The organism is Pelomicrobium sp. G1 (assembly GCF_051905455.1).
Taxonomy (GTDB): Bacteria; Pseudomonadota; Gammaproteobacteria; order Burkholderiales; family UBA6910; genus Pelomicrobium.
Genome location: NZ_JBQACR010000009.1, coordinates 56,095 through 76,889, shown reverse-complemented (window position 1 = coordinate 76,889; position 20,795 = coordinate 56,095). Strand labels below are relative to the sequence as shown.

The window sequence follows — 20,795 nt, the reverse complement described above, 5'->3', positions numbered from 1 at the left end:
GCGCTCGCCGCTTGCCTACTTGGCGACCGGGATGCTCAGGATCTCCATCACGCCCCACACCACGTAAAGCACCATGGGCGAGGCGATTCCCAGGAACAGCAGGGCGAACGGGTTGTCCAAAAGCTGCTGCATGAAGGGGATGGGCTCGTCGCTGAGCTCTTCCGGGTCCTGGATTTTGGATGGTTCGGCCATTTTTCTTCCTCCGTGCTGGAAGCCATCAACCTTCGCGCCGCTCCTGCTCCGAGCGGCCGCACAAGCGATCGGCGACGGCCAGAGCCCGCAGCAAACCGGGGGACGAGTACCAGCCGCCGCCAACCCATTTGTCATTGACCGGGCTGCACAGCCGCGCCCCGTCAGAAAGGGCGGCGCCGAAACCGCTCAGGGCGAGGATCGCAGCCGCCACAGCCACCGTCGTCCATGGGGTCTTGCGCCATCGCGCTCCAGCCATGGGCTCCTCCTGTCGCTTTCAGGCCTTGATGATCCGCAGCGGAGAGGGAGGGCTCCTTGATACGCATCAAGAAATTTCCACCTCGCGGGGCGAAGGAGGGCGTCCAGAGGTAAGCTGCGTAGCGAAACCCCGTCCCCATCGTGGAGTCCATGGATCCCCCCGATCCGCCCTCGCCCCTCCTGGCGCGCCTCGCCCTGGCCGCTAGCGCGGTCATGCTGTTCGTGGTGGTATCGAGCGCCTACCTGCGGCTCGCCGCCGCGGGTCTCGGCTGCGAGCCCTGGCCCGAGTGCTACGGCGCGCCGTCGATGCCCGGCGCCCACCCGAGGGGCGGCGCCTCCTCGCCGCTCCAGTTTCTGGCGCGACTGGGCCACCGCCTCGCCGCGAGCGCCATGCTGCTCCTCGTCTTCGCGATTCTGGTGGCGAGCCTGCGGCAGCCGCGCCGCCATGGCGACGTGGTACTGGCCTTGGCTATGGCGGCGCTCACCGCCTTTCTCGCCTTGCTGGGGATCTCTTCTTCCACCGGTATGGCGCCGACGGTGGCCCTCGGCAACCTGCTGGGCGGCCTCGCGCTGCTAGCCTGCGCCTGGATGCTGCGGGCGCGCCAGGCGCATCCGCCGCGGCTCGGCGTCTCCGACCCCAGGCACGCGCCGAGCCTGCGATTCGCCGCGGTTGCCGCGGTGGTGCTGATCGCGGTCCAGATCGGGCTCGGGGGCCTCCTCAGCGTCAAGCTGGCCGCAGCCGCCTGCCCCACCCTGCCCGGGTGCGAAGGGGACTTTTCCCCCAGCGAGGGGCTGGCCGCCTTCGACCCGTTCGCCTCCTCCCCCGCCCCCCTTCCCCGCGACCAGGGCGCCGCCCTCCATCTGGCCCATCGCCTCGGGGCCCTCCTGACCCTCGGCTGGCTCGGTGCCGTGGCCCTCGGCGCCCGAGCCTATCCGGGACTGCGCCTCCCGGCGGCCGCAGCCGCCCTGCTGGCCCTGCTCCAGGCCGCGCTCGGCGCGGCGATGGTGAAGCTCGCCTTTCCCCTGCCCCTCGCCCTGGTCCACAACGCCCTGGCCGCGGCTCTGCTCCTCGTCGCCGTGGAGCTCGCGGTGCGCGCCGCCCGGCGCGGGCGTGCTGCACCGCTCGCTTGATTCACATCAAGGCGCGCCCGCTACCCGGGTCTCCACAATGCCTCCCATCCTCGACCGCTACGCTGCTCGTTTGCCGACCCCCATGACTGCGGATACCTTCACCGAGTGGTTCTCCACCGACCATCGGGCCTGCGATCAACTGTTCGCCGAGGGAGAGGCGGCCATGCTCCTGGGGGATTGGAACCGCTGCCGCCAGGCGATGCGCCGCTTCAGCGAAGCCATGGAAAGGCACTTCCGGCTGGAGGAGACGATCCTGTTTCCTGCCTACGAAAGCGCCACCGGTGCGCCCGGCGGACCGACCGCGGTCATGCGGCACGAGCACGCCCAGATGCGTCCCCTCATCGCCGCCCTCGCCGGGGCGGCGGCGGATGCCGACCCCAGGGCTTTCCGCGATGCCTTCGAGACTCTGCTCCTCTTCATGCAACAACATAATCTCAAGGAGGAGCAGGTGTTGTACCCCCTGTGCGACCGGGTCCTCGCCGGCCAGCGGGCCCAGCTCCTGGAAGCGCTAGCGCAGGAGATCGGGACATAAGGGTGGCAAACGACGACCTGATCGTGGACGCCCGGGGTCTCGAGCCGCCCGAGCCCCTGGAGCGGGCGCTCGAGGCCTTGTGCCGGCTCAAACCGGGACAGCGGATGCTGCTGCTGCTCGAGCGGGAGCCCTTTCCCCTCTACCGCATCCTGGAGCGCAATGGCTACGAGCACTCGACTCGCGTGAACGACGAGGGCACGTTTTGCATCGAAATCTGGGCTCGCGCGTAATGCTGCCGCCGAGGACCGCGGACGGCGTGCTGCCTCTGTCCGTTCTGCTGCGCTTCTTCCTCACCGCGCCCACCTTCGCCCTGCTTGCCGCCGTCGTCATCGCCACGAAGGGCCCGGCGGCCGCGGCGAGCCGCTGGACGCCCGCCGCCCTCGCCGCCACCCATTTGATGACCCTGGGCTTCGTCACCATGACCGCCGCCGGCGCCCTGCTCCAGATCCTGCCCGTGGCGGCGGGCGCCCCGGTGGCGCGAGGGCGCCTGGTGGCGGAGGTGGCCCACGGGGCATTGACCGTCGGCACCCTCCTGCTGGCCTGGACCTTCCTGGGCGGCGTCCCCCTGCTCGCGCCCTTCGGCGCGGCGGCGCTGCTGGCGGGCCTCGGCGTTTACGTCGCAGCCGCGGCGCAAGCGATCCTCCGGGCGCCGGTGGCCACGCCCACCGGCGTCACCGTGGGCTTCGCCCTGGCCTCGCTCGCGGTCACCGTCCTGATGGGCGCCACCCTGGCCGTCGTCCCGGTCCCCTTCGCCGCCGTTCCCCGGCCCGCGCTGGTGGATCTTCACCTGGCGTGGGGATTCGCCGGCTGGATCGGCTTGCTGGTGGCCGGGGTCGCTTACCAGGTGGTGCCCATGTTCGGGCTGACGAAGCCTTACCCCAAGCTCGTGCACCGGGGCCTGGCGCCGGCGGTGGTGGGCGCCCTGGTATCCATGTCCGCGGCGGCCCTCGCCGGGGGCGCGGCGGTGGGGCGCTTCTTTTACGGGCTAGCGGGTGCCGGAATCTTGACCGCGTTCGCTGCCTTCCTTCTCGTGACCTTGAAGATCCAGTCGGGCGGTCGTCGCCGTGGGGACGGTGCCACAGCTGCCGCCTGGCGCCTGGCGATGCTGGCCCTCGGCGCAAGCCTGCTCGGCGCGGGCGTGAGCCTGGCGACCGACGCGACCCACGGCCGCCCCATCGCCGTCATGGCGGCGGTGGCATTCCTCTTCGGCTTCGCCTTCTGGATGATCGCCGGCATGCTGTACCGGATCGTGCCGTTTCTCGCCTGGATCGACCTGCAGGGGCTTGCGAGCCACGCCCGGCCGCTTCCCAGCGCCAGGCAGCTCGCGCCCCAGGGTTCGTGCCTTGCCCACGTGTGGGCCCACGCCGCGGCGCTGGCACTCCTCGTCGCCGCGGTGGATCGGCCCGCCCTCGCCTCCGCCGCCGGCGTCGGCTTCGGGATCTCCGCCCTGTGGCTGGGGCTCAACCTGCTGGGGTCGGTCCGCCTCTACCGCAGGGCGAAGCAGGATCTTTCACGTGGGCACGGCTGAAGGAACCGGATCCGGCAGGGCGCCGGATCGGGGCGCGAACCATCCCAGCACGCCGTGCAGCCGCACCACCTCGCCCACCACCACCAGCGCCGGCGGCTGGAAACCCCCAGCGCGGGCGAGTTCCGGAAGGCTCTCCAGGGTTCCCACGGCGACCCGCTGCCCGGGGGTGGTGGCCCGCTCCACCACGGCGGCGGGCGTGGCGGGCGCCAGGCCGTGGGCCACCAGGGAGCGGCACAGGAACGCCAGCCCGCCGAGCCCCATGTACACCACCACCGTCTGACGAGGACGTGCCAGGGCCTCCCAATCCAGGTCCATGCTGCCGTCCTGGAGATGGCCGGTGACGAACACGCAAGCGTGGGCGTGGTCCCGATGGGTGAGGGGAATGCCGGCGTAGGCCGCCATTCCGGTGGCGGCGGTGATGCCGGGGACGATCTCGAAGGGAATGCCGTGGGCCGCCAGGACCTCCAGCTCCTCGGCGCCGCGCCCGAAGATCAGGGGATCGCCGCCCTTCAAGCGCAGCACCCGCTTGCCTTCCCGCGCCAGGCCCACGAGCCGCTTGCAGATCTCCGCCTGGGGCACGCTGTGGCGCCCCGGCTCCTTGCCCACGCAAATCCGCTCTGCGCCGGGGCGCACCAGCGCCAGGATCTCGGAGGACACTAGGCGATCATAGAGCACCACGTCCGCCCGCTGCATAAGCTTCAAGGCCCGCAGCGTCAGCAGCTCGGGATCGCCCGGCCCGGCCCCTACCAGATAGACCTCGCCGCGCCCCCCGGCGGGAGGCGCGTCGACGCCGAAGGTGGCGGTTGGCCGGTCCATGCCCATGGGCTCGTGCAGTCGAAGGATGGCCGGGTCGAAAGACCCATAGCCTGACAAGGACTCTAAGGACATGCCTCCCGGCGAACCTTGATTTAAGTCAAAGCCGGTGGCGGTGCCGTCGCCCAGGCTTCAGCGCGCATTCCTTGATGCACGTCAAAACCATCCGCGGCCCTCGATCTCTAGAATGATTTTTTTCAATCGGCGCCCGAATGAAACCGATGCCCCCGATGCGGCCGCTCTCTTCGCACCTCGCCTGCGGCCGGCCGCGACTCGCCGCCCGACGGCGGCGGGGTTGGGCGGCGTTCGCGTGGCTCGCCCTTATCCTTTTGGCCGCGCCGGCCGCCGCGGACATCGCCGAGCGCTATCCCCAGGTCAAGGAATTCTTCCCCCAGGCGGACCGGTTCGGGAACCTGGAGGGCGACCCGCCGGCGGCGGCGGTCTACCAGGGGGAAGAGGTGATCGGCTACGCCTTCCTCACCGCCGACGTCCTGCGCATTCCCGCCTACTCCGGCAAGCCCATCAACACCCTGGTGGGCTTCGATCGGTCCGGGCGGATCACGGGGATCGCCATCGTCCACCACGAAGAGCCGATCCTCGCCGTCGGCATCACCCCCGAGCGCCTGAAACGATTCGTCGACCAGTATGTAGGCAAATCGGTGTTCGATCGCATCGCGGTCGGCGCCCGGCGGGAAGGCCACGTGGCCATCGACACCATCGCCGGCGCCACCATCACGGTGATGGTGGAAAACGCCACCGTCACCCGCGCCGCCCGGGCGGTGGCCCAATCCCGGGGCCTGTCTCCCCCCGCGCCCCCGCCCGAGCCCGAAGCGCCGGCAGCCATCGAGCCCCCTCCCGCCGTCGCTCCCATCAAGCCCTCCCTGCCCCGGAAGACGTCCCCGACCGCCGTGCCGCGCCCCGCCAAGCCACCGGCGGCGTCGGAGGAAACCGCCCCCGCCCGAGCGCCGATCGCGCCGCCCGCCGCGTCTTTGGCGGCGCCGGAAGAGCCCCTGTGGATCGGCATGTGGCGGCAGCGGACGTTCGAGATCGCGGTGCTGGCGGTGAGCCTTGCGATCCTCACCCTGATCCTGGTGTTCCAGGACTGGCTCGCCCGCCGCCCGCGGCTCACGGCCTGGGTGCGCAACGCCTTTCTCGCCTACACCCTGTTCTTCCTCGGCTGGTATGCCCTCGCCCAGCTCACCGTGATCAACGTGCTCACCTTCGCCCACTCGGTGATGCGGGAGTTCCGCTGGGAGCACTTCCTGATCGATCCCATGCTGTTCATCCTCTGGTCCTTCGTGGCCGTGACCCTGCTCCTGTGGGGACGCGGGGTCTACTGCGGCTGGCTGTGCCCTTTCGGGGCGCTGCAGGAACTCATCAACAAGATCGCCCGGCGCCTGGGCGCGCCCCAGCTCGAGCTGCCCGACGTAGTCCACGAGCGCCTGTGGGCGGTGAAGTACGTGATCCTGGTCGTGCTGTTCGGCATCTCCCTCCAGTCCATGGGGGAGGCGGCGGTCTTCGCCGAAGTGGAACCGTTCAAGACCACCTTCGGCATGCGCTTCCAGCGGGAGTGGCCCTTCGTGCTCTACGCGGCCGGCTTGATCGGGATCACGATGGTCAACCGCAAGTTCTTCTGCAAGTACCTGTGCCCCCTCGGGGCGGCCCTGGCGATCCCCGGCCGGTTCCGCCTCTTCGACTGGTGGCTGCGGCGGCGCCGGGAATGCGGCAAGCCCTGCCAGGTGTGCGCGGTGGAATGCCCGGTGCGGGCGATCCGGCCCACCGGCGAGATCAACGCCAACGAATGCCACTACTGCCTCGACTGCCAGGTGGTGTACTACAACGAGCGCAAATGCCCGCCCCTCATCGAGCGGCGCAAGCGGCGCGAGCGCCTGCCCCGGGCGCGGGAAGCGGTGCAGAGAATGGAGACCATGATCGGCGCCTACGGCCCCGAACCTTCCGGGTACGAGGAGCGTGACCACGAGGGCGGCCGCCTTCGCCAACCCCCGTCATAGCCCTACCGGTGACACGGTTTCTTTGATGCACATCAAAGCGCACGCCCGGGCGAGCGCCTAACTTATATCGTCATCGGATTCTTCATATCACTCAGGGAGAGCAGGCCATGGGAGCGAAGGGAACCTTGACCGCGGCGGCGTCCGCGGTCTTTGCGGCGCTGGCACTTTACGCCGGGACCGGGATCGCCCAGCAGAAGCAGCCGGTACACCCCGGCACGCCGGAAGAGGATTTGCGCTACAAGGGCGCCCCCACGGTGATCAAGCCCGAAGAAGCGGCGGAAGTGGTGACGCCCAAGGCCCCGCCCCTTACCAGCGAGGAGTTCGCCCGCGCCAAGCAGATCTATTTCGAGCGCTGCGCCGGCTGCCACGGGGTGCTACGCAAGGGCGCTACCGGCAAGCCCCTCACCCCCGACATCACCCTGCCCAAGGGCACCGAGTACCTCAAGGTGTTCATCAATTATGGCTCCCCCCAGGGGATGCCCAACTGGGGCACCAGCGGCGAGCTCACGGACAAGGATGTGGACATCATGGCCCGTTTCCTCCAGCACGAGCCGCCCACGCCGCCCGAGTTCGGCTTGCCCGAGATGAAGCAGACGTGGAAGGTCATCGTGCCGCCCGAGAAGCGTCCGAAAAAGAAGATGAACAACCTCAACCTGGACAACCTGTTCTCGGTGACCCTGCGGGACACCGGCGAGGTGGCGCTGATCGACGGCGACAGCAAGAAGATCGTCAACATCGTCAAGACCGGATACGCGGTCCACATTTCCCGCCTCTCGGCTTCCGGGCGTTATCTCTTCGTGATCGGCCGCGACGCCAAGATCAACATGATCGACCTGTGGATGGAAAAACCAGACAACGTGGCCGAGATCAAGATCGGCCTGGAGGCCCGCTCGGTGGACACTTCCAAATACAAGGGCTGGGAAGACAGGTACGCCATCGCCGGCTCCTACTGGCCGCCCCAGTACGTGATCATGAAGGGGGACACCCTGGAGCCGCTCAAGATCGTCTCCACCCGCGGCATGACCGTGGACACCCAGGAGTTCCACCCGGAGCCCCGGGTCGCCTCCATCGTCTCCTCCCATTTCAAGCCCGAGTTCGTGGTGAACGTGAAGGAGACCGGCAAGATCCTGCTGGTGAACTACAAGGACATCCGCAATCTCCAGGTCACGGAGATCGAAGCGGCCCGCTTCCTCCACGACGGCGGATGGGACGCGTCCAAGCGCTACTTCCTGGTGGCGGCCAACCAGTCCAACAAGATCGCGGTGGTGGACGCCAAAGAAGGCAAGCGGGTGGCCCTCATCGAAGTGGGCAAGATTCCCCACCCGGGCCGGGGTGCCAACTTCGTGGATCCCAAGTACGGGCCGGTGTGGGCCACCGGGCACCTGGGGGACGAGAACATCGCCATCATCGGCACCGACCCGCAGAAGCATCCCCAGTACGCCTGGAAGGTGGTGCGCATGCTCAAGGGCCAGGGAGGCGGGTCCCTCTTCATCAAGACCCATCCCAAGTCCCGCAACCTGTGGGTGGACACCGCCCTCAACCCAGATCCGAAGATCAGCCAGAGCGTCGCGGTATTCGACATCGACAACCTGGACAAGGGCTACGAGGTGCTGCCTATCGCCGAATGGGCCGGCCTGGGCGAGGGCGCTAAACGGGTTCTGCAGCCGGAGTACAACAAGGCGGGCGATGAAGTGTGGTTCTCGGTGTGGAGCGCCAAGAACCACGAGTCGGCCATCGTAGTGGTGGACGACAAGACCCGCAAGCTCAAGGCAGTGATCAAAGACCCGAAACTCATCACGCCCACCGGCAAGTTCAATGTCTACAACACGCGGCACGATGTTTATTAAGGTTCAGGCAGTCCCTCCTCACTCTGCCGGCGGGGGAAACCCCGCTTTTTTTTCCTGGTGCCGGAGGCTGCTCGCCGCGGTCTTCGCCTGGGCCGCGGTGAGCGCGGCAGGCGAGGCGCCTTCCCCCGCCCGCCAGGGGGAGCTGTTGGCCCTGCTGCGCCATGACTGCGGATCGTGCCACGGCCTCACCCTGCGCGGCGGCCTTGGACCGCCGCTCCTGCCCTCGGCCCTCTCCGGGAAGGACCCCCAGGGCCTCGCCGCCGCCATCCTCCACGGCCGCCCCGGGACCGCCATGCCGCCCTGGTCCCGCTTCCTCTCCGAGGACGAGGCGGCGTGGCTCGCCCACAGGCTGCTCGAAGGAGTGCCCGATGAACGTTAAGGCACGAATCGTCCCATGGCTCCTGGCGCTCGCCCTCGCCGGCTGCGCGGCGCCGGCGCTGCGCGGCACCGGGGACCTGGGCCTCATCGTGGAGCGAGGCTCTGGGCGGGTGCTGATCGTGGACACCACCGCCCGTCGGGCCATCGGCGTAGTGGAGGGCCTGGGAGACCTGTCCCACGCGTCCGTGGTGTATTCCCGGGACGGGCGCCATGCTTTCGTCTTCGGGCGCGACGGCGGGCTTACCAAGGTGGATCTGCTGGAGCAGCGCATCGCGCGCCGAGTGGTGCAGGCGGGCAACAGCATCGGCGGCGCCATCTCCCAGGATGGGCGCCTCGTCGCTGTGGCCAACTACGAGCCGGGCGGGGTCAAGGTGTTCTCCAGCGAAACCCTGGAGCAGGTCGCCGATCTGCCGGCCACCGAGACGGGGGGCGGCAGGCGCGCTAAGGTGGTGGGGCTGGAAGACGCGCCGGGCAACCGGTTCGTGTTCAGCCTGTTCGACACCGGCGAAATCTGGCTCGCCGACTTAAGCGAGCCGGCGGCGCCCCGGGTGCACCGCTACACCGGGATCGGAAAAGAGCCCTACGACGCGCTGGTGACCCCCGACGGTCGCTACTACCTGGCCGGATTGTTCGGCGAGGACGGCGTCGCGCTGCTGGACCTGTGGCGGCCCGAGGCCGGCGTGCGGCGGGTGCTGGACGGCTATGGGCGCGGCCGGCAGCGGCTTCCCGTGTACAAGATGCCCCACCTGGAAGGCTGGGCCATCGCCGGCCGGGAGGCTTTCCTTCCCGCCGTAGGCGCCCATGAAGTACTGGTGGTGGACACGGAGACCTGGCGCGAGACGGCCCGCATCCCGGTCCATGGCCAGCCGGTGTTCGTCATGGCCCAGCCGGGGGGCCGCCAAGTATGGGTCAACTTCGCCTATCCAGACAACGACACGGTGCAGGTGATCGACGTGCCGTCCCGGCGCATCGTGCGCACGCTCAAGCCGGGCAAGGCGGTGCTGCACATGGAGTTCACACCCCGAGGCGGAGAGGTGTGGATTTCGGCCCGGGACGACGACCGGGTGCTGGTCTACGACACCGCGAGCTTCGCCGAGCTCGCCCGCATCCCTGCCCGGAAGCCGAGCGGCATCTTCTTCACCTCCCGAGCATTCGTCACCGGAATGTAACCATGCTGGATCTGGAGCTCGCCCTCTTGAATTGCTACCAGCGGAATTTCCCGCTGGTGCCTCGGCCCTTCGACGTCCTTGCCCGGGAGCTCGGGACTTCCCCGGAGCGGGTGCTGCGCACCCTCGCCATGCTGAAGGAGCGGCGGATCGTGAGCCGCATCGGCGCCACCTTCCGCCCGAACACCGTGGGCGCCAGCGTCCTGGGGGCCCTGGCGGTTCCTGAGGACCGGCTGGAGGCCGTCGCTGGGATGGTGAGCGGCTATCCAGAGATCACCCACAACTACGAGCGGGAGCACCGCTACAACCTGTGGTTCGTGGCCACCGCGCCCAACGAAGCGCGCTTGTCGGCGTTGGTGCACGAGATTGAGCTTCGCGCCCAGTTGCCCCTCCTTGAGCTGCCCCTGCTGGAGGACTATCACATCGACCTGGGGTTCGATCTGGCGGCGGACGGCGCGCCGGGCCGATGCCTGTCCCGGCGATCGCTCCCACCACGTCCCCAGCGCGTGGACCTGGACGGCCCCGCCCACGTCCTGGTGGAGGGGCTACAGCGGGGATTGCCCCTGACCGAGCGGCCCTACGCCGCCCTGGGGGAGGCCGCGGGGATCGAAGAGGAGGCGATCCTCGCCCGCCTCCGGGACTGGCTCGCCGCGGGCGTGATCCAGCGGCTCGGCGTCATCGTCCATCACCACGAGCTGGGCTACCGGGCCAACGCCATGGTGGTCTGGGACGTGCCGGAAGCGGAACTCCCGCAGGCGGTCGACGCCCTTCTGGCGTGGGACTTTGTCACCCTGTGCTACCGTCGGCCCCGGCGGCCGCCCGACTGGCCCTACAACCTGTTCTGCATGATCCATGGGCGCGACCGCAACCGGGTGCTGGAGCGGGTGGAGCTCCTGGCCGAGTCCGACCTGGACCGCTATCCCCACGAGGTGCTTTTCAGCCGGCGCCGGTTCAAGCAGCGGGAGGCGCCCCGGCTCGACCTGGAGACGACCGATGGATGAGCTGGACCGGGCCATCCTCAACCGACTACAATCCGGCCTTCCCCTCTGCGAGCGGCCGTTTGCCCAGGTAGCCCAGGCCCTCGGCACCGACGAGGACGAGCTGCTGGAGCGGCTGCGCCGCATGCTCGCCGATGGGACGCTCACCCGCTTTGGCCCCCTGTTCGACGCCGAGCGCCTGGGAGGCGCCTTCACCCTGGCCGCCATGGCAGTGCCCCCCGAGGAGCTAGAACGGGTCGCAGCCCTGGTGAACGCCCTGCCGGAAGTGGCCCACAACTACCAGCGAGACCACCGCTTCAACCTGTGGATAGTGCTGGCGGCCGACGCCCCGGAGAAGATCGCGGCGGCCCTGCAGCGTATCGAAGCCCTGACCGGCTATCCGGTCCTGAACCTTCCCAAAGAGGCCGAGTACTTTATCGGCCTGCGGCTCCACGTATGACCGATCCGGCCAACCCCGTCATGGCCCTCGACCCGCTGGACCGCCGGCTGGTGCTCGCCACCCAGGCCGGGCTGCCCTTAGTGTCCCGGCCCTATCACGCCCTGGCGGCCCAGCTCGGCGTGCCGGTGGACGAAGTGCTCGCCCGGCTCGAGCGCATGCTCCAGCGCGGCGCCATCCGCCGCATCGGCGCCGTGCCCAACCACTACGCCCTAGGCTACCGGGCCAACGGCATGACGGTGTGGGACGTGGACGACGCCCTGGTGGACGCCCTGGGGCGCCAGGTGGGCGGGCTCGAGTTCGTGAGCCACTGCTATCGCCGGCCGCGGCGGCCGCCCGACTGGCCCTACAACCTGTTCGCCATGGTCCACGGGCGCCGACGCGACGAGGTGGAGCGCCAGGTGGAGGCCATCGCCCGACTCTTGGGAAACGCTTGCCGCGGACACGAGGTGCTCTACAGCGTGCGCATCCTGAAGAAGACGGGACTGCGCTTTTGATCTGGATCAGCATCCTACCGGCCGCCTATGCTCGTCATCGACTTGAACGCCGCTCGAGAAACCCCATGTTCCGCCTGACCCATTACCTGCGGGAGATCCGCCGGCCGACGCCCCTCTCCCCGCCCGCCTCGCCTCCGGGCCCGGTGGTGATCTGGAACCTGGTGCGCCGCTGCAACCTGGCCTGCCGCCATTGCTACTCCATCTCCGCGGACCGGGATTTTCCCGGGGAACTCTCCACCGCCGAGGTGTACCGGGTCATGGATGACCTCAAGGCCTTCGGCGTACCGGTATTGATCCTCTCGGGCGGCGAACCCCTGCTGCGGCCCGACATCTTCGCCATCGGTCACCGCGCCAAGGCGCTCGGCTTTTACGTGGGCCTGTCCAGCAACGGCACCCTGATCGACCAAGGGTCGATCGATGCCGTGCAGGCGGTGGGCTTCGACTACGTGGGCATCAGCCTGGACGGGATGCCCGAGACCCACAACCGGTTCCGGCGCATGGCGGGGGCCTTCGACCGGTCCCTGTCCGCCTTGCGCCTATGCCGCGACCGGGGGATCAAGGTAGGCCTGCGCTTCACCCTCACCCAGGAGAACGCCGCCGACCTGCCGGCCCTGCTCCGGCTCATGGAAGAGGAAGGCATTCCCAAGTTCTACCTCTCCCACCTCAATTACGCGGGCCGAGGCAACGTGAACCGGGCGGTGGACGCCCGCCTGGTCACCACCCGTTGGGCCATGGACCTGCTGCTCGACACTGCCTGGCGGCACCTGGAACAGGGACTGAAAAGCGAGTTCGTGACCGGCAACAACGACGCCGACGGGGTCTATCTCCTGCTCTGGGCGAGGCGCCACTTCCCGGCGCAGGAAAGCCATCTGCGGGCCAAGCTGGCCCAATGGGGCGGCAACGCCTCGGGACTCCACATTGCCAACATAGACAACCTGGGTAACGTGCACCCGGACACATTCTGGTGGGACTATTCCCTCGGCAACGTACGGGAGCGGCCTTTCTCCCAGATCTGGCGAGACACCACGGACCCCCTGATGGCCGGGCTCAAGCGCCGTCCGCGGCCCGTGAAGGGGCGCTGCGGCGCCTGCGCCTATCTGGACGTGTGCGGCGGCAACACCCGGGTGCGTGCCTGGCAGCTCACCGGCGATCCTTGGCAGGAAGACCCGGCGTGCTATCTCACCGACGAGGAAATCGGGGTCGAGGTCGGTGCAGGGCGGCTTCAGGTCACGCCTTATTCCCGGACCGCCCGGCAGCAGGCGCTCCGCTGAGCCGCCCCCACATCCGCAAACCATGACACTGCCATTTCCCAGGAACCGGCCGCTGGCCCTTGCTTTCGCCGTTTTCGCGCTCGCCGGGCTCTCCACGGCCCCGTCCCGGGGTGCGGAAGACGACGCCGCCGAGCTCTACCGGCGGCACTGCGCCGCCTGTCACGGCGCCGAGCGCCTGGGAGGCATGGGACCGGCGCTGCTGCCGGAGAACCTCGCGCGGCTAAAGAAAGCGGAGGCCGAGCGGGTCATCGCCCAGGGGCGCGCGGCGACCCAGATGCCGGGTTTCGCCGGCACCCTCGCCGCCCAGGAAATCGCGCGCCTCGCCGACTACGTGTACGCGCCGCCCCGGACGCGGCCGGTGTGGGGCGAGACAGAGATCCGCGCCTCGCGGGTCGTCCATCGCGCGCCGGAAACGCTCCCACCCCGCCCGGTCCATGGCGCCGATCCCTTGAACCTGTTCGTGGTGGTGGAGGCCGGGGACCACCACGCCACCATTCTGGACGGCGACCGCTTCGAGCCGATTGCCCGCTTTCCCACCCGCTTCGCCCTGCACGGCGGTCCCAAGTTCTCCCCCGACGGCCGCTTCGTGTATTTCGCCTCCCGGGACGGCTGGATCTCCAAGTACGACCTCTACGCCCTCGCCACCGTGGCGGAGGTCCGCGCCGGGATCAACACCCGCAATCTGGCGGTTTCCGGCGACGGGCGCTACGTGATGGTGGCGAACTACCTGCCCCACACGCTGGTGGCCCTCGATGCACACGATCTCCGTCTGCTCAAGGTGATCCCGGTGGAGGACGGAAAAGGCGTGAGCTCCCGCGTCTCCGCCGTCTACGACGCCGCGCCGCGGGGCAGCTTCGTCGCCGCCCTCAAGGACCTCAAGCAGATCTGGGAGATTCCCTACGCCGAGAACGCCCCTCCGGTCTACCGCGGCTACGTGCACGACTACCGCATGGGCGAGGCGCTCGCCGAGCGGGAACCGTTCCCGGTGCGGGTCACCGAGCTGGACGACTACCTGGACGATTTCTTCTTCGATCCGAGCTATGCTTATGTCATCGGCGCCTCCCGGGACGGGTCGGGTGCCCGGGTGGTCAACCTGGACGTGCGCCGCAAGATCGCGGACCTGGACCTGCCGGGGCTGCCCCACCTCGGCTCCGGCATCGCCTGGACCCGGGAAGGCCGGCCGGTGCTCGCCACCCCCAATCTCAAGCAGGGCCTGGTGAGCGTGATCGACATGGGGAGCTGGAAGATCGTCAAGCAGATCGAGACCCTGGGCCCGGGCTTCTTCCTGCGCAGCCACGAGGGGACGCGCTACGCCTGGGTCGACGTGTTCTTCGGGCCGCACCGAGACGCGCTGCACGTGATCGACAAGGAGCGACTGGAAATCGTCGCCACCCTGCGTCCCGCCCCCGGCAAAACCGCCGCCCACGTGGAGTTTACCCGGGACGGCCGCTACGCCCTGGTGAGCGTGTGGGAAAACGACGGCGCCCTGGTGGTGTACGACGCCGAGCACCTGCAGGAGGTCAAGCGCATCCCGATGAACAAGCCCTCGGGAAAATACAACGTGTACAACAAAATCACCCGCTCGGCAGGAACCTCCCATTGACCGAGCCCGACTCGAAATCGCTCCCACTATAAGGTGAGCCTCGGCGCGCCGGTGGCCGGCGTTATTCGATGCGTTTCGCTTCGCTTCACGCGCCCCAAGAGACTACCGGTCGTAGGCGCGCAGCTTCTCCACTTCCTTGATGGTGATGGTGCGGCCTTCCACCTCGATCAGCCCGGCCGCGGCGAGATCGTGGAGGATGCGGGAGAAGTGCTCGGGCGTGAGGTTCAGGCGGGAGGCGATGATCCCCTTGCTCGCCGGCAGGGTGACCCGGAAAGGTCCCGCTTCGGGCTGTTCCTGCTCGTCCCGCAGCAGGTAGCCAATGACCCGCTGGGTGCCGGAGCGCAGGGAGTAGGCCTCCACGTCCCGCACCAGCCTGTGCAGGCGCCAGCTCAAGCCCGCCAGCATCCTGCGGGCGAAAGCCGGGTCCCGCTCCAGCTCCTCGAAGATCGCCGCCTTCGAGACGTGCAGGAGCAGGGAATCGGCCAGCGCCTGGGCCGAGACGATGTAGGGCTTGTCCATGAACATCAGCGCCTCGCCGAAGGTCTCGCCGGGCCCGATGATGTCCACTACCTTCTCGTCGCCTTGGGGGGAAGTGAACGAGAGCTTGACCTGCCCGTACACCAGGGCATGGATGCCGGTGCAGGGATCGCCCCGCTTGAAGAGAATCTCCCCCCGCAGGGCGCGGACCTGCTGGGTGGACTGGGCGACGCGCTCGATCTCCTCCGCTTCCAGCTCGCGGAACAGGGGCAGGTTCATCAGGAAGGCGCGGGTATCGAGAGGCTTCACGATGCGGCGGATAGGCTGGTTGGGCAGCGCTGATTATGTCCCAAGGCAAAGGGATGGAAAAACCCCTGCATGAAGCGCAGCGCTCCCGGGGGCGGGGTTCCCGCGTTCCCCCCGACCGGATGAAGCATCCGGGGGGACCCTTGCCGTCCCCACGCTCCCCCTTCCTTTTATCCATTCGCAGCACCGTTTCGCGAGGATGTTTCCGGCGGAAACACGCTCGCCGCTTTTCTTCCGCCTCCGGACGGTAAATGTTTAATTACATCATAGCCATAAGCTCGTAAGCCGCGAGCTGGCACGGGCTATGCGTGAGTCGCGTTTAACCACACTCCTGTTGTGGTTATTAAGTTCCGTTCTCACTACAAAGGAGGCGACCCATGGCACGTACCACCTCGGAATGGCTAAAGCGACCCAAGCTTCCCCCCACCCATTACGTGGATCCCATCATCTATTCGAGCGAGGAGATCTTCGAGGAAGAGAAGGAGAAGATCTTCAAGAAGGTGTGGCATCTCGCGTGCCACGAAAGCGAGCTGCCCAACCCCTACGACTTCCGCACCTACCGCCATCCCGGCGGCACACCCCTGGTGATCGTGCGGGGCGAAGACGGAAAGGTCCGGACCTTCTACAACATCTGCCCCCACAGGGGGAACCTGATCGTCTACGAGCCGTCCGGCAGCTCCAAGTACTTGACCTGCATCTTCCACCAGTGGGCATTCAACGGCCATGGGGACTGCGTCGACATTCCCCGGGAGAAGGAGGGCTACCAGGACCGGGTGTGCAAGGCAGACGTAGCGCTCAAGGAAGTGCGCACCGAGGTTGCCTATGGCGGTTTCGTATGGGTCAACCTGGACGACAACTGCGAACCCTTGTCCAGTTTTATCGGCGAAGCCCTGGACTACATGCTGCCTGAGCTCACCGCCGAACCGATGGAGACCTTTTGGTATTACCAGGCGACGCTCAACACCAACTACAAGCTGATTCACGACACTAACAGCGAGTTCTATCACGATTATCTGCACATCTATAACCGTATTACCGGCATGCTGGACCCCAAGTCCGGCTACTTCCAGCGCAAGTACACCGCCTACCCCAATGGACACGCCACGGTGGGCTCCATGAACGTGAACTATGGTGCCTATGCCGGCAGCAGTCACTCTACGGACCTGGGATGGCCCCATCTGCCGCCCAAGGGCTGGAAGCTCGTCGATCTCTTCCCGGCGATCACCCTCAACCTGCGCACTTCGGTACTGCGCATCGACAGCTACATTCCCCTCGCCCCGGACCGGGTGCTCCTGGAGTTCCGCGCCCTGGGCTTGAAGCGGGACACGCCAGAAGAGCGCCGGCAGCGGGAGCGGGACGCCGCCACCATCTGGGGACCGTTCGGCCGCAACCTGCACGAGGACCTGCTGGCCTCCTCCGGCCAGGGCGTCGCCATGGCCAGAGACTCTCAACCCATGTACGTGCTGCAGGCGCGCGAAGAGAACGCTACCATCCACGACGAGATCGGCATGCGCCACTACATCGCCGAATGGGGGCGGCGCATGGGCCGCAGTCCCGCCCAGCCGATGCTCAAGGACGAGGCGACCGCCCGGGTAGCTTGAAGACCGAAGGCTCAATAGGAGGCAAACCATGACCGTTGAACGCTCCCATATCGAGGAGTTCATTTACTCCACCTGCATGCTCATGGACGACAAGGACTTCGCCGGCTTCATGGCGCTGTGCGATCCCGAGTTCCGCTACCGGCTCTCCGCCTACAGCCCGGAGATCCAGAAGGAAATGACCTGGCTGGACCGGGACCGGAAGGAGTTCGAGGAATTCCTGCTCAAGATGCTGCCCAAGCACAACAGCGACCGTTCGCCCCTCACCCGCAACGCCACCGTGTACAAGGTGGAAATGAACGGCGGCACCGCCAAGGTCACCTCGGCCCTCCAGGTCTTCAAGACCAATCTGGACGGCGGCGCGACCAGCCTGTTCGCGGTGGGGAAATACGTGGATACGGTGGCCGTGGAAGGCGGCGAGCTGCGGCTCAAGGAGCGATGGGTGAAGCTGGATACCCGGGACCTCGGTTGGGGATACCACGTTCCGTTTTGATCCGCGACTCGTCCTGCCGGACCTACCAGCTCCTAATCGTGCTCGTCCGGCCCGCCCGGATTCGGGTGGGCCGGCTGGGTACGTTCGATTTTCCCGCCGGCCGCTACGCTTACACGGGCAGCGCCGGGCGCCATCCGGCGGCCCGGCTAAGGCGCCACCTGTCCCGCAACAAGCGGTTGCACTGGCATATCGATTATCTGCTGGCGGCGCCCGAGGCACGGGTCGTGGGGATCCGCTGCTTCGACGCCGCGGAATGCCCAGTGAATCGTTCCATGCCGGGCCGCGTCATCATTCCGGGCTTCGGCGCCGGCGACTGCCACGCGCGATGCGGCAGCCACCTCAAGTTCCAAAGCTGATTATTGACCCGGCAACATGAAGTTTGGACCTTTCTGGTTTGTGGTTGCCAAAGGGGCATGGACAAGACAGGCGCACGAAAACTGCCGTTGGCGGTGCTCAACGAGCGCCGTCGGCGCGCAGTCAAACTTCGGGAGCGCGGGTTGCTGCTGCGTGAGGTTGCCGCACAGGTGGAGCTTTCGGTGCCGACGGTGATGGCGGCACACCGGGCGTACTTGGCAGGCGGCTGGTCAAGGATACCGACCGCAAGGTGTTCCCCATCCTCGACAACCTCAAGGTGCATCGTGCCCGTAAGGTGAAAGACTGGCTGGCCAACCACGAGGAGCAGATCGAAGTGTTCTACCTGCCGAGCCACAACCCGGAGCTTGACCCGGACGAATGCCTAAATGCCGACCTCAAGGACGGCGTAACGCGGCGCGCGCCGGCACGCAGTCAAGCTCAGCCGAAAAAGGCGGCCATCAGCCATCTGCGCAAACTCCAGCAGTCACCGCAACGTGTTCGCAAATACTTCGAACATGAACCCGTGCGCTATGCCGCGTGAAAACATTTGATTGCCGGATCAATAACCCGGATATGCCACGAGGACACCCCTGAAATGAGGTGAAAGTGCAAGGGGGCTGCCCCACCTGGAATTTGCCTCCCGCGCGACCGTGGCCTAAATTTAAATAGGCTATAGGCCGCAGGAGGAGAAATGCCATGGATCTTCTTGTCGAGCTTGTCGACGTATGGGCGGCCAGCATGCCGGACAAGCCGGGCGCGCTGGCGGGAGTGCTCGCCATCCTGAGCCAAGCGGGGGCGAACCTGCAATTCATCATCTCGCGGCGCGCTCCGGAGAAACCCGGGACCGCGGTGGTGTTCGTCACGCCGCTGCAGGGCGACAGGGAAGTCCGCGCCGCCGCGACAGTGGGTTTCAACGTGACCCAGCGTCTCCATTCCGTTCGAGTGATGGGCCAGGACCGGCCGGGAATCGCCGCGGAGCTGACCCAGAAGCTCGCCGACGCGGGGATCAATCTCCACGGATTCTCCGCCTCCGTGATCGGCACCCAGTTCGTCGCCTACGTGGGGGTGGATTCGCTGGAAGACGCCGAGAAGGCGATGGAAATCCTGAAAAAGGCCTGACGGGCCGCCCGCGGCCCGGCGCAGCGCCCCCTTCAGCCGAACACCAGCCACCCGTGGCTTCCCGCCACGGCGCCGGCGATGGTGACGAGGCTCAGTGCCAGCAGCACCCAGTGCAGCCGCTGGACCCGCCGGAAGGTGCCCTCCGGATCGCGCTTCGCCCGCTCGAGAAACCACCGGTGCAGCCACAGGGGCTCCAGCACGAACAGCATCAGGGTGAAGAGCGCCCACACCGCCACCATGGCGTGCATCCACCAGAACGCGGCCGCGCCGAAGCGGCTCCACGCCCCCAGGGCATGCACGAGATAAAAGCCGCTCAGGCCGGTGATCAAGGTGGTAACCCGGGCCTGGGCGGCGAAGCGCCGCTCGATCCGCTCGAAGAACTCCACGCGCTCCTCCGGCCGCTTCAGGCGCCGCACCGCCGGCAGCAGTACGGTGGTCACCATGGCGACGCCGCCAATCCAGAGCACAACCCCGAGGACGTGGAGCACCCGCGCGGTGGCCAAGGATTCGACGCTCATCCCGGCCGCCCGTCCGCCCGGGGGAGAAAGTAGAACGGAACGTAGCGCCAGGCCCACGCCCCGAAGGCGACGAGCCAGAGCAGGGCCGCCGCTGGCATGAGCCAGGGGGCCCCGGGCGCCAGGTCCGCCGCCACCCGCACGGCAGCGGACGCCAGCACGCCCAGGAAGCAGGCGAAGGTGAGCCGGTCCGCCACCAGGGGCCGTCCTGAATGGCCGAGGGAGACGCGGGACACCATAGCGAGCAGCGTGGCCGAGAAGTAGCCGATGGCGAGCAGGTGCAGCGGCGCGAGCCCCAGCACCGCCCGCCCACCGAGCCAGGCCAGGCTCTGAAGCACGTGTAGCGCCATGGCCAGGGCCAGCACGGCGAAGGCGATGTGCAGCATGGAGAGCAGCGGCACGGGGAGGCTGCGCCAGCCCTGCCAGGCCGCCAGCAGGTACAAGACCACCGCCAGCATGGCGCCGTCCGGGATCCAAGTCCAGGCCGCGAGCCCCGAGAGCTCCAGCACCCCGTGGGCCAGCGAGGCGGCGGTGAAGAGGGGCACGCTCCAGGACGGCCGCACGACCGGATAATCCGGCAGCGCCCGGCTGGAGAAGAACGGAATCATGCGGTGGCTCACGTTGAAGAACAGGGGCAGGAGGAAGAACCACACTGCCCCCGTGCGGGCAAGCTGGAAGAGAAACGTCTTTCCGCTGGCAAGCCAGGCGAAAACGCAAGCATGTAGGATGAACCCGACGGCAGTCAGGGTGAGTACAACTATGGGATAGCGCCGGTCGGGGCGAGTCGTCCGCCGCACCAGATCGAAGAGCCCGCTCCAGGCCAGCGCCCAGCCGGCCAGGGCGAGTCCCGTTCCCAAGAGCAGGAAAGCGGACCCCGCCGTCGTCCCGGCATAAGTCGCGAGCGCCCCCGCCAGCATCAATCCGGCGGCCGGGACATAGCACGCCTTGGGAATGCTCCCCTCCCCCAGCCAGTTGGGCACCGCGGTCATCAGAAAGCCAAAGATGAAGAAAGGGAACACGCCGTAGAGCATGACATAGGCGTGTAGCCATCCCGGCGGCATGGTCCAGGCGGGGGGCGAAAACCAGCCCCCGTAGCGCGCGCCCAGTTCCCCCATCCACCACCCCATGGTGGCGATGAGCTGCACCGCCCCGGCGAAGAACCAGGTGCGGTGGGGCGCGGCGGTGAGATGCAGCCTAGCCATGGGCGAGGCAACGGAACAACTCCAAGAATCGGTCTCATTCTATCCGCTGTCGCCCCGTGCCGGCTCCCTCCT

At 67.6% G+C, this 20,795-nt stretch carries 22 protein-coding genes and 2 pseudogenes; 18 read left to right on the top strand and 6 right to left on the bottom strand.

Annotated elements, in window-relative coordinates; genetic code table 11:
• Window positions 1–15 precede the first annotated feature (15 nt).
• Window positions 16–192, bottom strand: coding sequence for a hypothetical protein (locus ACTFO6_RS10260; protein ID WP_439934367.1), 177 nt, complete (start codon window positions 190–192; stop codon window positions 16–18).
• A 25-nt stretch (window positions 193–217) separates the two neighbouring features.
• Complete coding sequence (locus tag ACTFO6_RS10255; protein WP_439934366.1) at window positions 218–448, bottom strand: hypothetical protein; 231 nt, start codon at window positions 446–448, stop codon at window positions 218–220.
• 149 nt (window positions 449–597) lie between these two features.
• On the opposite strand from ACTFO6_RS10255, the gene ACTFO6_RS10250 reads away from it, so the two are divergent.
• The 4 genes from ACTFO6_RS10250 to ACTFO6_RS10235 all read left to right on the top strand — a co-directional run bounded on the left by ACTFO6_RS10250 (window position 598) and on the right by ACTFO6_RS10235 (window position 3,638).
• Entirely contained in the window at window positions 598–1,578 is a 981-nt protein-coding gene (locus ACTFO6_RS10250) for a COX15/CtaA family protein (RefSeq protein ID WP_439934365.1), read from the top strand.
• Window positions 1,579–1,660: 82 nt separating this feature from the next.
• Window positions 1,661–2,110: a hemerythrin domain-containing protein gene (locus ACTFO6_RS10245; RefSeq protein WP_439934364.1), complete on the top strand. Its 450-nt coding sequence runs from the start codon at window positions 1,661–1,663 to the stop codon at window positions 2,108–2,110.
• Window positions 2,111–2,112: 2 nt separating this feature from the next.
• Complete coding sequence (locus ACTFO6_RS10240; RefSeq protein ID WP_439934363.1) at window positions 2,113–2,340, top strand: DUF2249 domain-containing protein; 228 nt, start codon at window positions 2,113–2,115, stop codon at window positions 2,338–2,340.
• Window positions 2,340–3,638, top strand: coding sequence for a hypothetical protein (locus ACTFO6_RS10235; RefSeq protein ID WP_439934362.1), 1,299 nt, complete (start codon window positions 2,340–2,342; stop codon window positions 3,636–3,638). Before ACTFO6_RS10240 ends, ACTFO6_RS10235 begins: the two co-directional genes overlap by 1 nt.
• Here ACTFO6_RS10235 and cobA read toward each other — a convergent pair.
• Window positions 3,621–4,430, bottom strand: a pseudogene (cobA, locus tag ACTFO6_RS10230) (uroporphyrinogen-III C-methyltransferase); the annotation flags it as partial. The gene ACTFO6_RS10235 and the pseudogene cobA overlap by 18 nt on opposite strands.
• A 233-nt stretch (window positions 4,431–4,663) precedes the next feature.
• Between cobA and ACTFO6_RS10225 the strand changes: the two are divergent.
• The 9 genes from ACTFO6_RS10225 to ACTFO6_RS10185 all read left to right on the top strand — a co-directional run bounded on the left by ACTFO6_RS10225 (window position 4,664) and on the right by ACTFO6_RS10185 (window position 14,659).
• The gene (locus tag ACTFO6_RS10225; RefSeq protein ID WP_439934361.1) at window positions 4,664–6,463 is read left to right on the top strand and encodes a 4Fe-4S binding protein; all 1,800 of its coding nucleotides are present in this window, start codon (window positions 4,664–4,666) and stop codon (window positions 6,461–6,463) included.
• A 107-nt stretch (window positions 6,464–6,570) separates the two neighbouring features.
• Window positions 6,571–8,310, top strand: coding sequence for a cytochrome D1 domain-containing protein (locus ACTFO6_RS10220; RefSeq protein WP_439934360.1), 1,740 nt, complete (start codon window positions 6,571–6,573; stop codon window positions 8,308–8,310).
• On the top strand, window positions 8,300–8,689 hold the full coding sequence (locus tag ACTFO6_RS10215) for a c-type cytochrome (protein WP_439934359.1): 390 nt from the start codon (window positions 8,300–8,302) through the stop codon (window positions 8,687–8,689). The genes ACTFO6_RS10220 and ACTFO6_RS10215 overlap by 11 nt, the downstream gene beginning before the upstream one ends.
• Entirely contained in the window at window positions 8,679–9,857 is a 1,179-nt protein-coding gene (locus tag ACTFO6_RS10210; protein ID WP_439934358.1) for a cytochrome D1 domain-containing protein, read from the top strand. The genes ACTFO6_RS10215 and ACTFO6_RS10210 overlap by 11 nt, the downstream gene beginning before the upstream one ends.
• A gap of 2 nt (window positions 9,858–9,859) precedes the next feature.
• Window positions 9,860–10,855, top strand: coding sequence for a siroheme decarboxylase subunit beta (gene ahbB / locus ACTFO6_RS10205; RefSeq protein WP_439934357.1), 996 nt, complete (start codon window positions 9,860–9,862; stop codon window positions 10,853–10,855).
• Window positions 10,848–11,291, top strand: a complete 444-nt coding sequence (locus ACTFO6_RS10200; protein ID WP_439934356.1) for an AsnC family transcriptional regulator — start codon at window positions 10,848–10,850, stop codon at window positions 11,289–11,291. The genes ahbB (ACTFO6_RS10205) and ACTFO6_RS10200 overlap by 8 nt, the downstream gene beginning before the upstream one ends.
• A gap of 20 nt (window positions 11,292–11,311) precedes the next feature.
• On the top strand, window positions 11,312–11,785 hold the full coding sequence (gene ahbB, locus ACTFO6_RS10195) for a siroheme decarboxylase subunit beta (protein WP_439934447.1): 474 nt from the start codon (window positions 11,312–11,314) through the stop codon (window positions 11,783–11,785).
• A 65-nt stretch (window positions 11,786–11,850) separates the two neighbouring features.
• Window positions 11,851–13,056, top strand: coding sequence for a heme d1 biosynthesis radical SAM protein NirJ (nirJ, locus tag ACTFO6_RS10190; RefSeq protein WP_439934355.1), 1,206 nt, complete (start codon window positions 11,851–11,853; stop codon window positions 13,054–13,056).
• Between the two features lie 22 nt (window positions 13,057–13,078).
• Window positions 13,079–14,659: a cytochrome D1 domain-containing protein gene (locus ACTFO6_RS10185; RefSeq protein WP_439934354.1), complete on the top strand. Its 1,581-nt coding sequence runs from the start codon at window positions 13,079–13,081 to the stop codon at window positions 14,657–14,659.
• 102 nt (window positions 14,660–14,761) lie between these two features.
• Here ACTFO6_RS10185 and ACTFO6_RS10180 read toward each other — a convergent pair whose 3' ends face one another.
• Window positions 14,762–15,445 (bottom strand): Crp/Fnr family transcriptional regulator, encoded by a 684-nt coding sequence (locus tag ACTFO6_RS10180; RefSeq protein WP_439934353.1) that lies wholly within the window; start codon window positions 15,443–15,445, stop codon window positions 14,762–14,764.
• Window positions 15,446–15,819: 374 nt separating this feature from the next.
• Here ACTFO6_RS10180 and ACTFO6_RS10175 point away from each other — a divergent pair, with 374 nt between their 5' ends.
• From ACTFO6_RS10175 to ACTFO6_RS10155, 5 genes and pseudogenes are all read left to right on the top strand, one after another.
• Window positions 15,820–17,043: an aromatic ring-hydroxylating oxygenase subunit alpha gene (locus ACTFO6_RS10175; protein ID WP_439934352.1), complete on the top strand. Its 1,224-nt coding sequence runs from the start codon at window positions 15,820–15,822 to the stop codon at window positions 17,041–17,043.
• Window positions 17,044–17,071: 28 nt separating this feature from the next.
• Entirely contained in the window at window positions 17,072–17,533 is a 462-nt protein-coding gene (locus ACTFO6_RS10170) for an aromatic-ring-hydroxylating dioxygenase subunit beta (protein ID WP_439934350.1), read from the top strand.
• A complete protein-coding gene (locus ACTFO6_RS10165) occupies window positions 17,530–17,889 on the top strand; it encodes a GIY-YIG nuclease family protein (protein WP_439934349.1) in 360 nt (119 codons plus the stop codon). The genes ACTFO6_RS10170 and ACTFO6_RS10165 overlap by 4 nt, the downstream gene beginning before the upstream one ends.
• A gap of 218 nt (window positions 17,890–18,107) precedes the next feature.
• Window positions 18,108–18,428, top strand: a pseudogene (locus tag ACTFO6_RS10160) (transposase); the annotation flags it as partial.
• A gap of 155 nt (window positions 18,429–18,583) precedes the next feature.
• Window positions 18,584–19,006 carry an ACT domain-containing protein gene (locus tag ACTFO6_RS10155; RefSeq protein ID WP_439934348.1) on the top strand — a complete coding sequence of 141 codons (423 nt, stop codon included), beginning with the start codon at window positions 18,584–18,586 and terminating at the stop codon, window positions 19,004–19,006.
• A 32-nt stretch (window positions 19,007–19,038) separates the two neighbouring features.
• Here ACTFO6_RS10155 and ACTFO6_RS10150 read toward each other — a convergent pair whose 3' ends face one another.
• Together ACTFO6_RS10150 and ACTFO6_RS10145 are read right to left on the bottom strand one after the other, a co-directional pair.
• Window positions 19,039–19,524: a hypothetical protein gene (locus ACTFO6_RS10150; protein WP_439934347.1), complete on the bottom strand. Its 486-nt coding sequence runs from the start codon at window positions 19,522–19,524 to the stop codon at window positions 19,039–19,041.
• Window positions 19,521–20,723 carry an NnrS family protein gene (locus ACTFO6_RS10145; RefSeq protein WP_439934346.1) on the bottom strand — a complete coding sequence of 401 codons (1,203 nt, stop codon included), beginning with the start codon at window positions 20,721–20,723 and terminating at the stop codon, window positions 19,521–19,523. The genes ACTFO6_RS10150 and ACTFO6_RS10145 overlap by 4 nt, the downstream gene beginning before the upstream one ends.
• Window positions 20,724–20,795 lie beyond the last annotated feature (72 nt).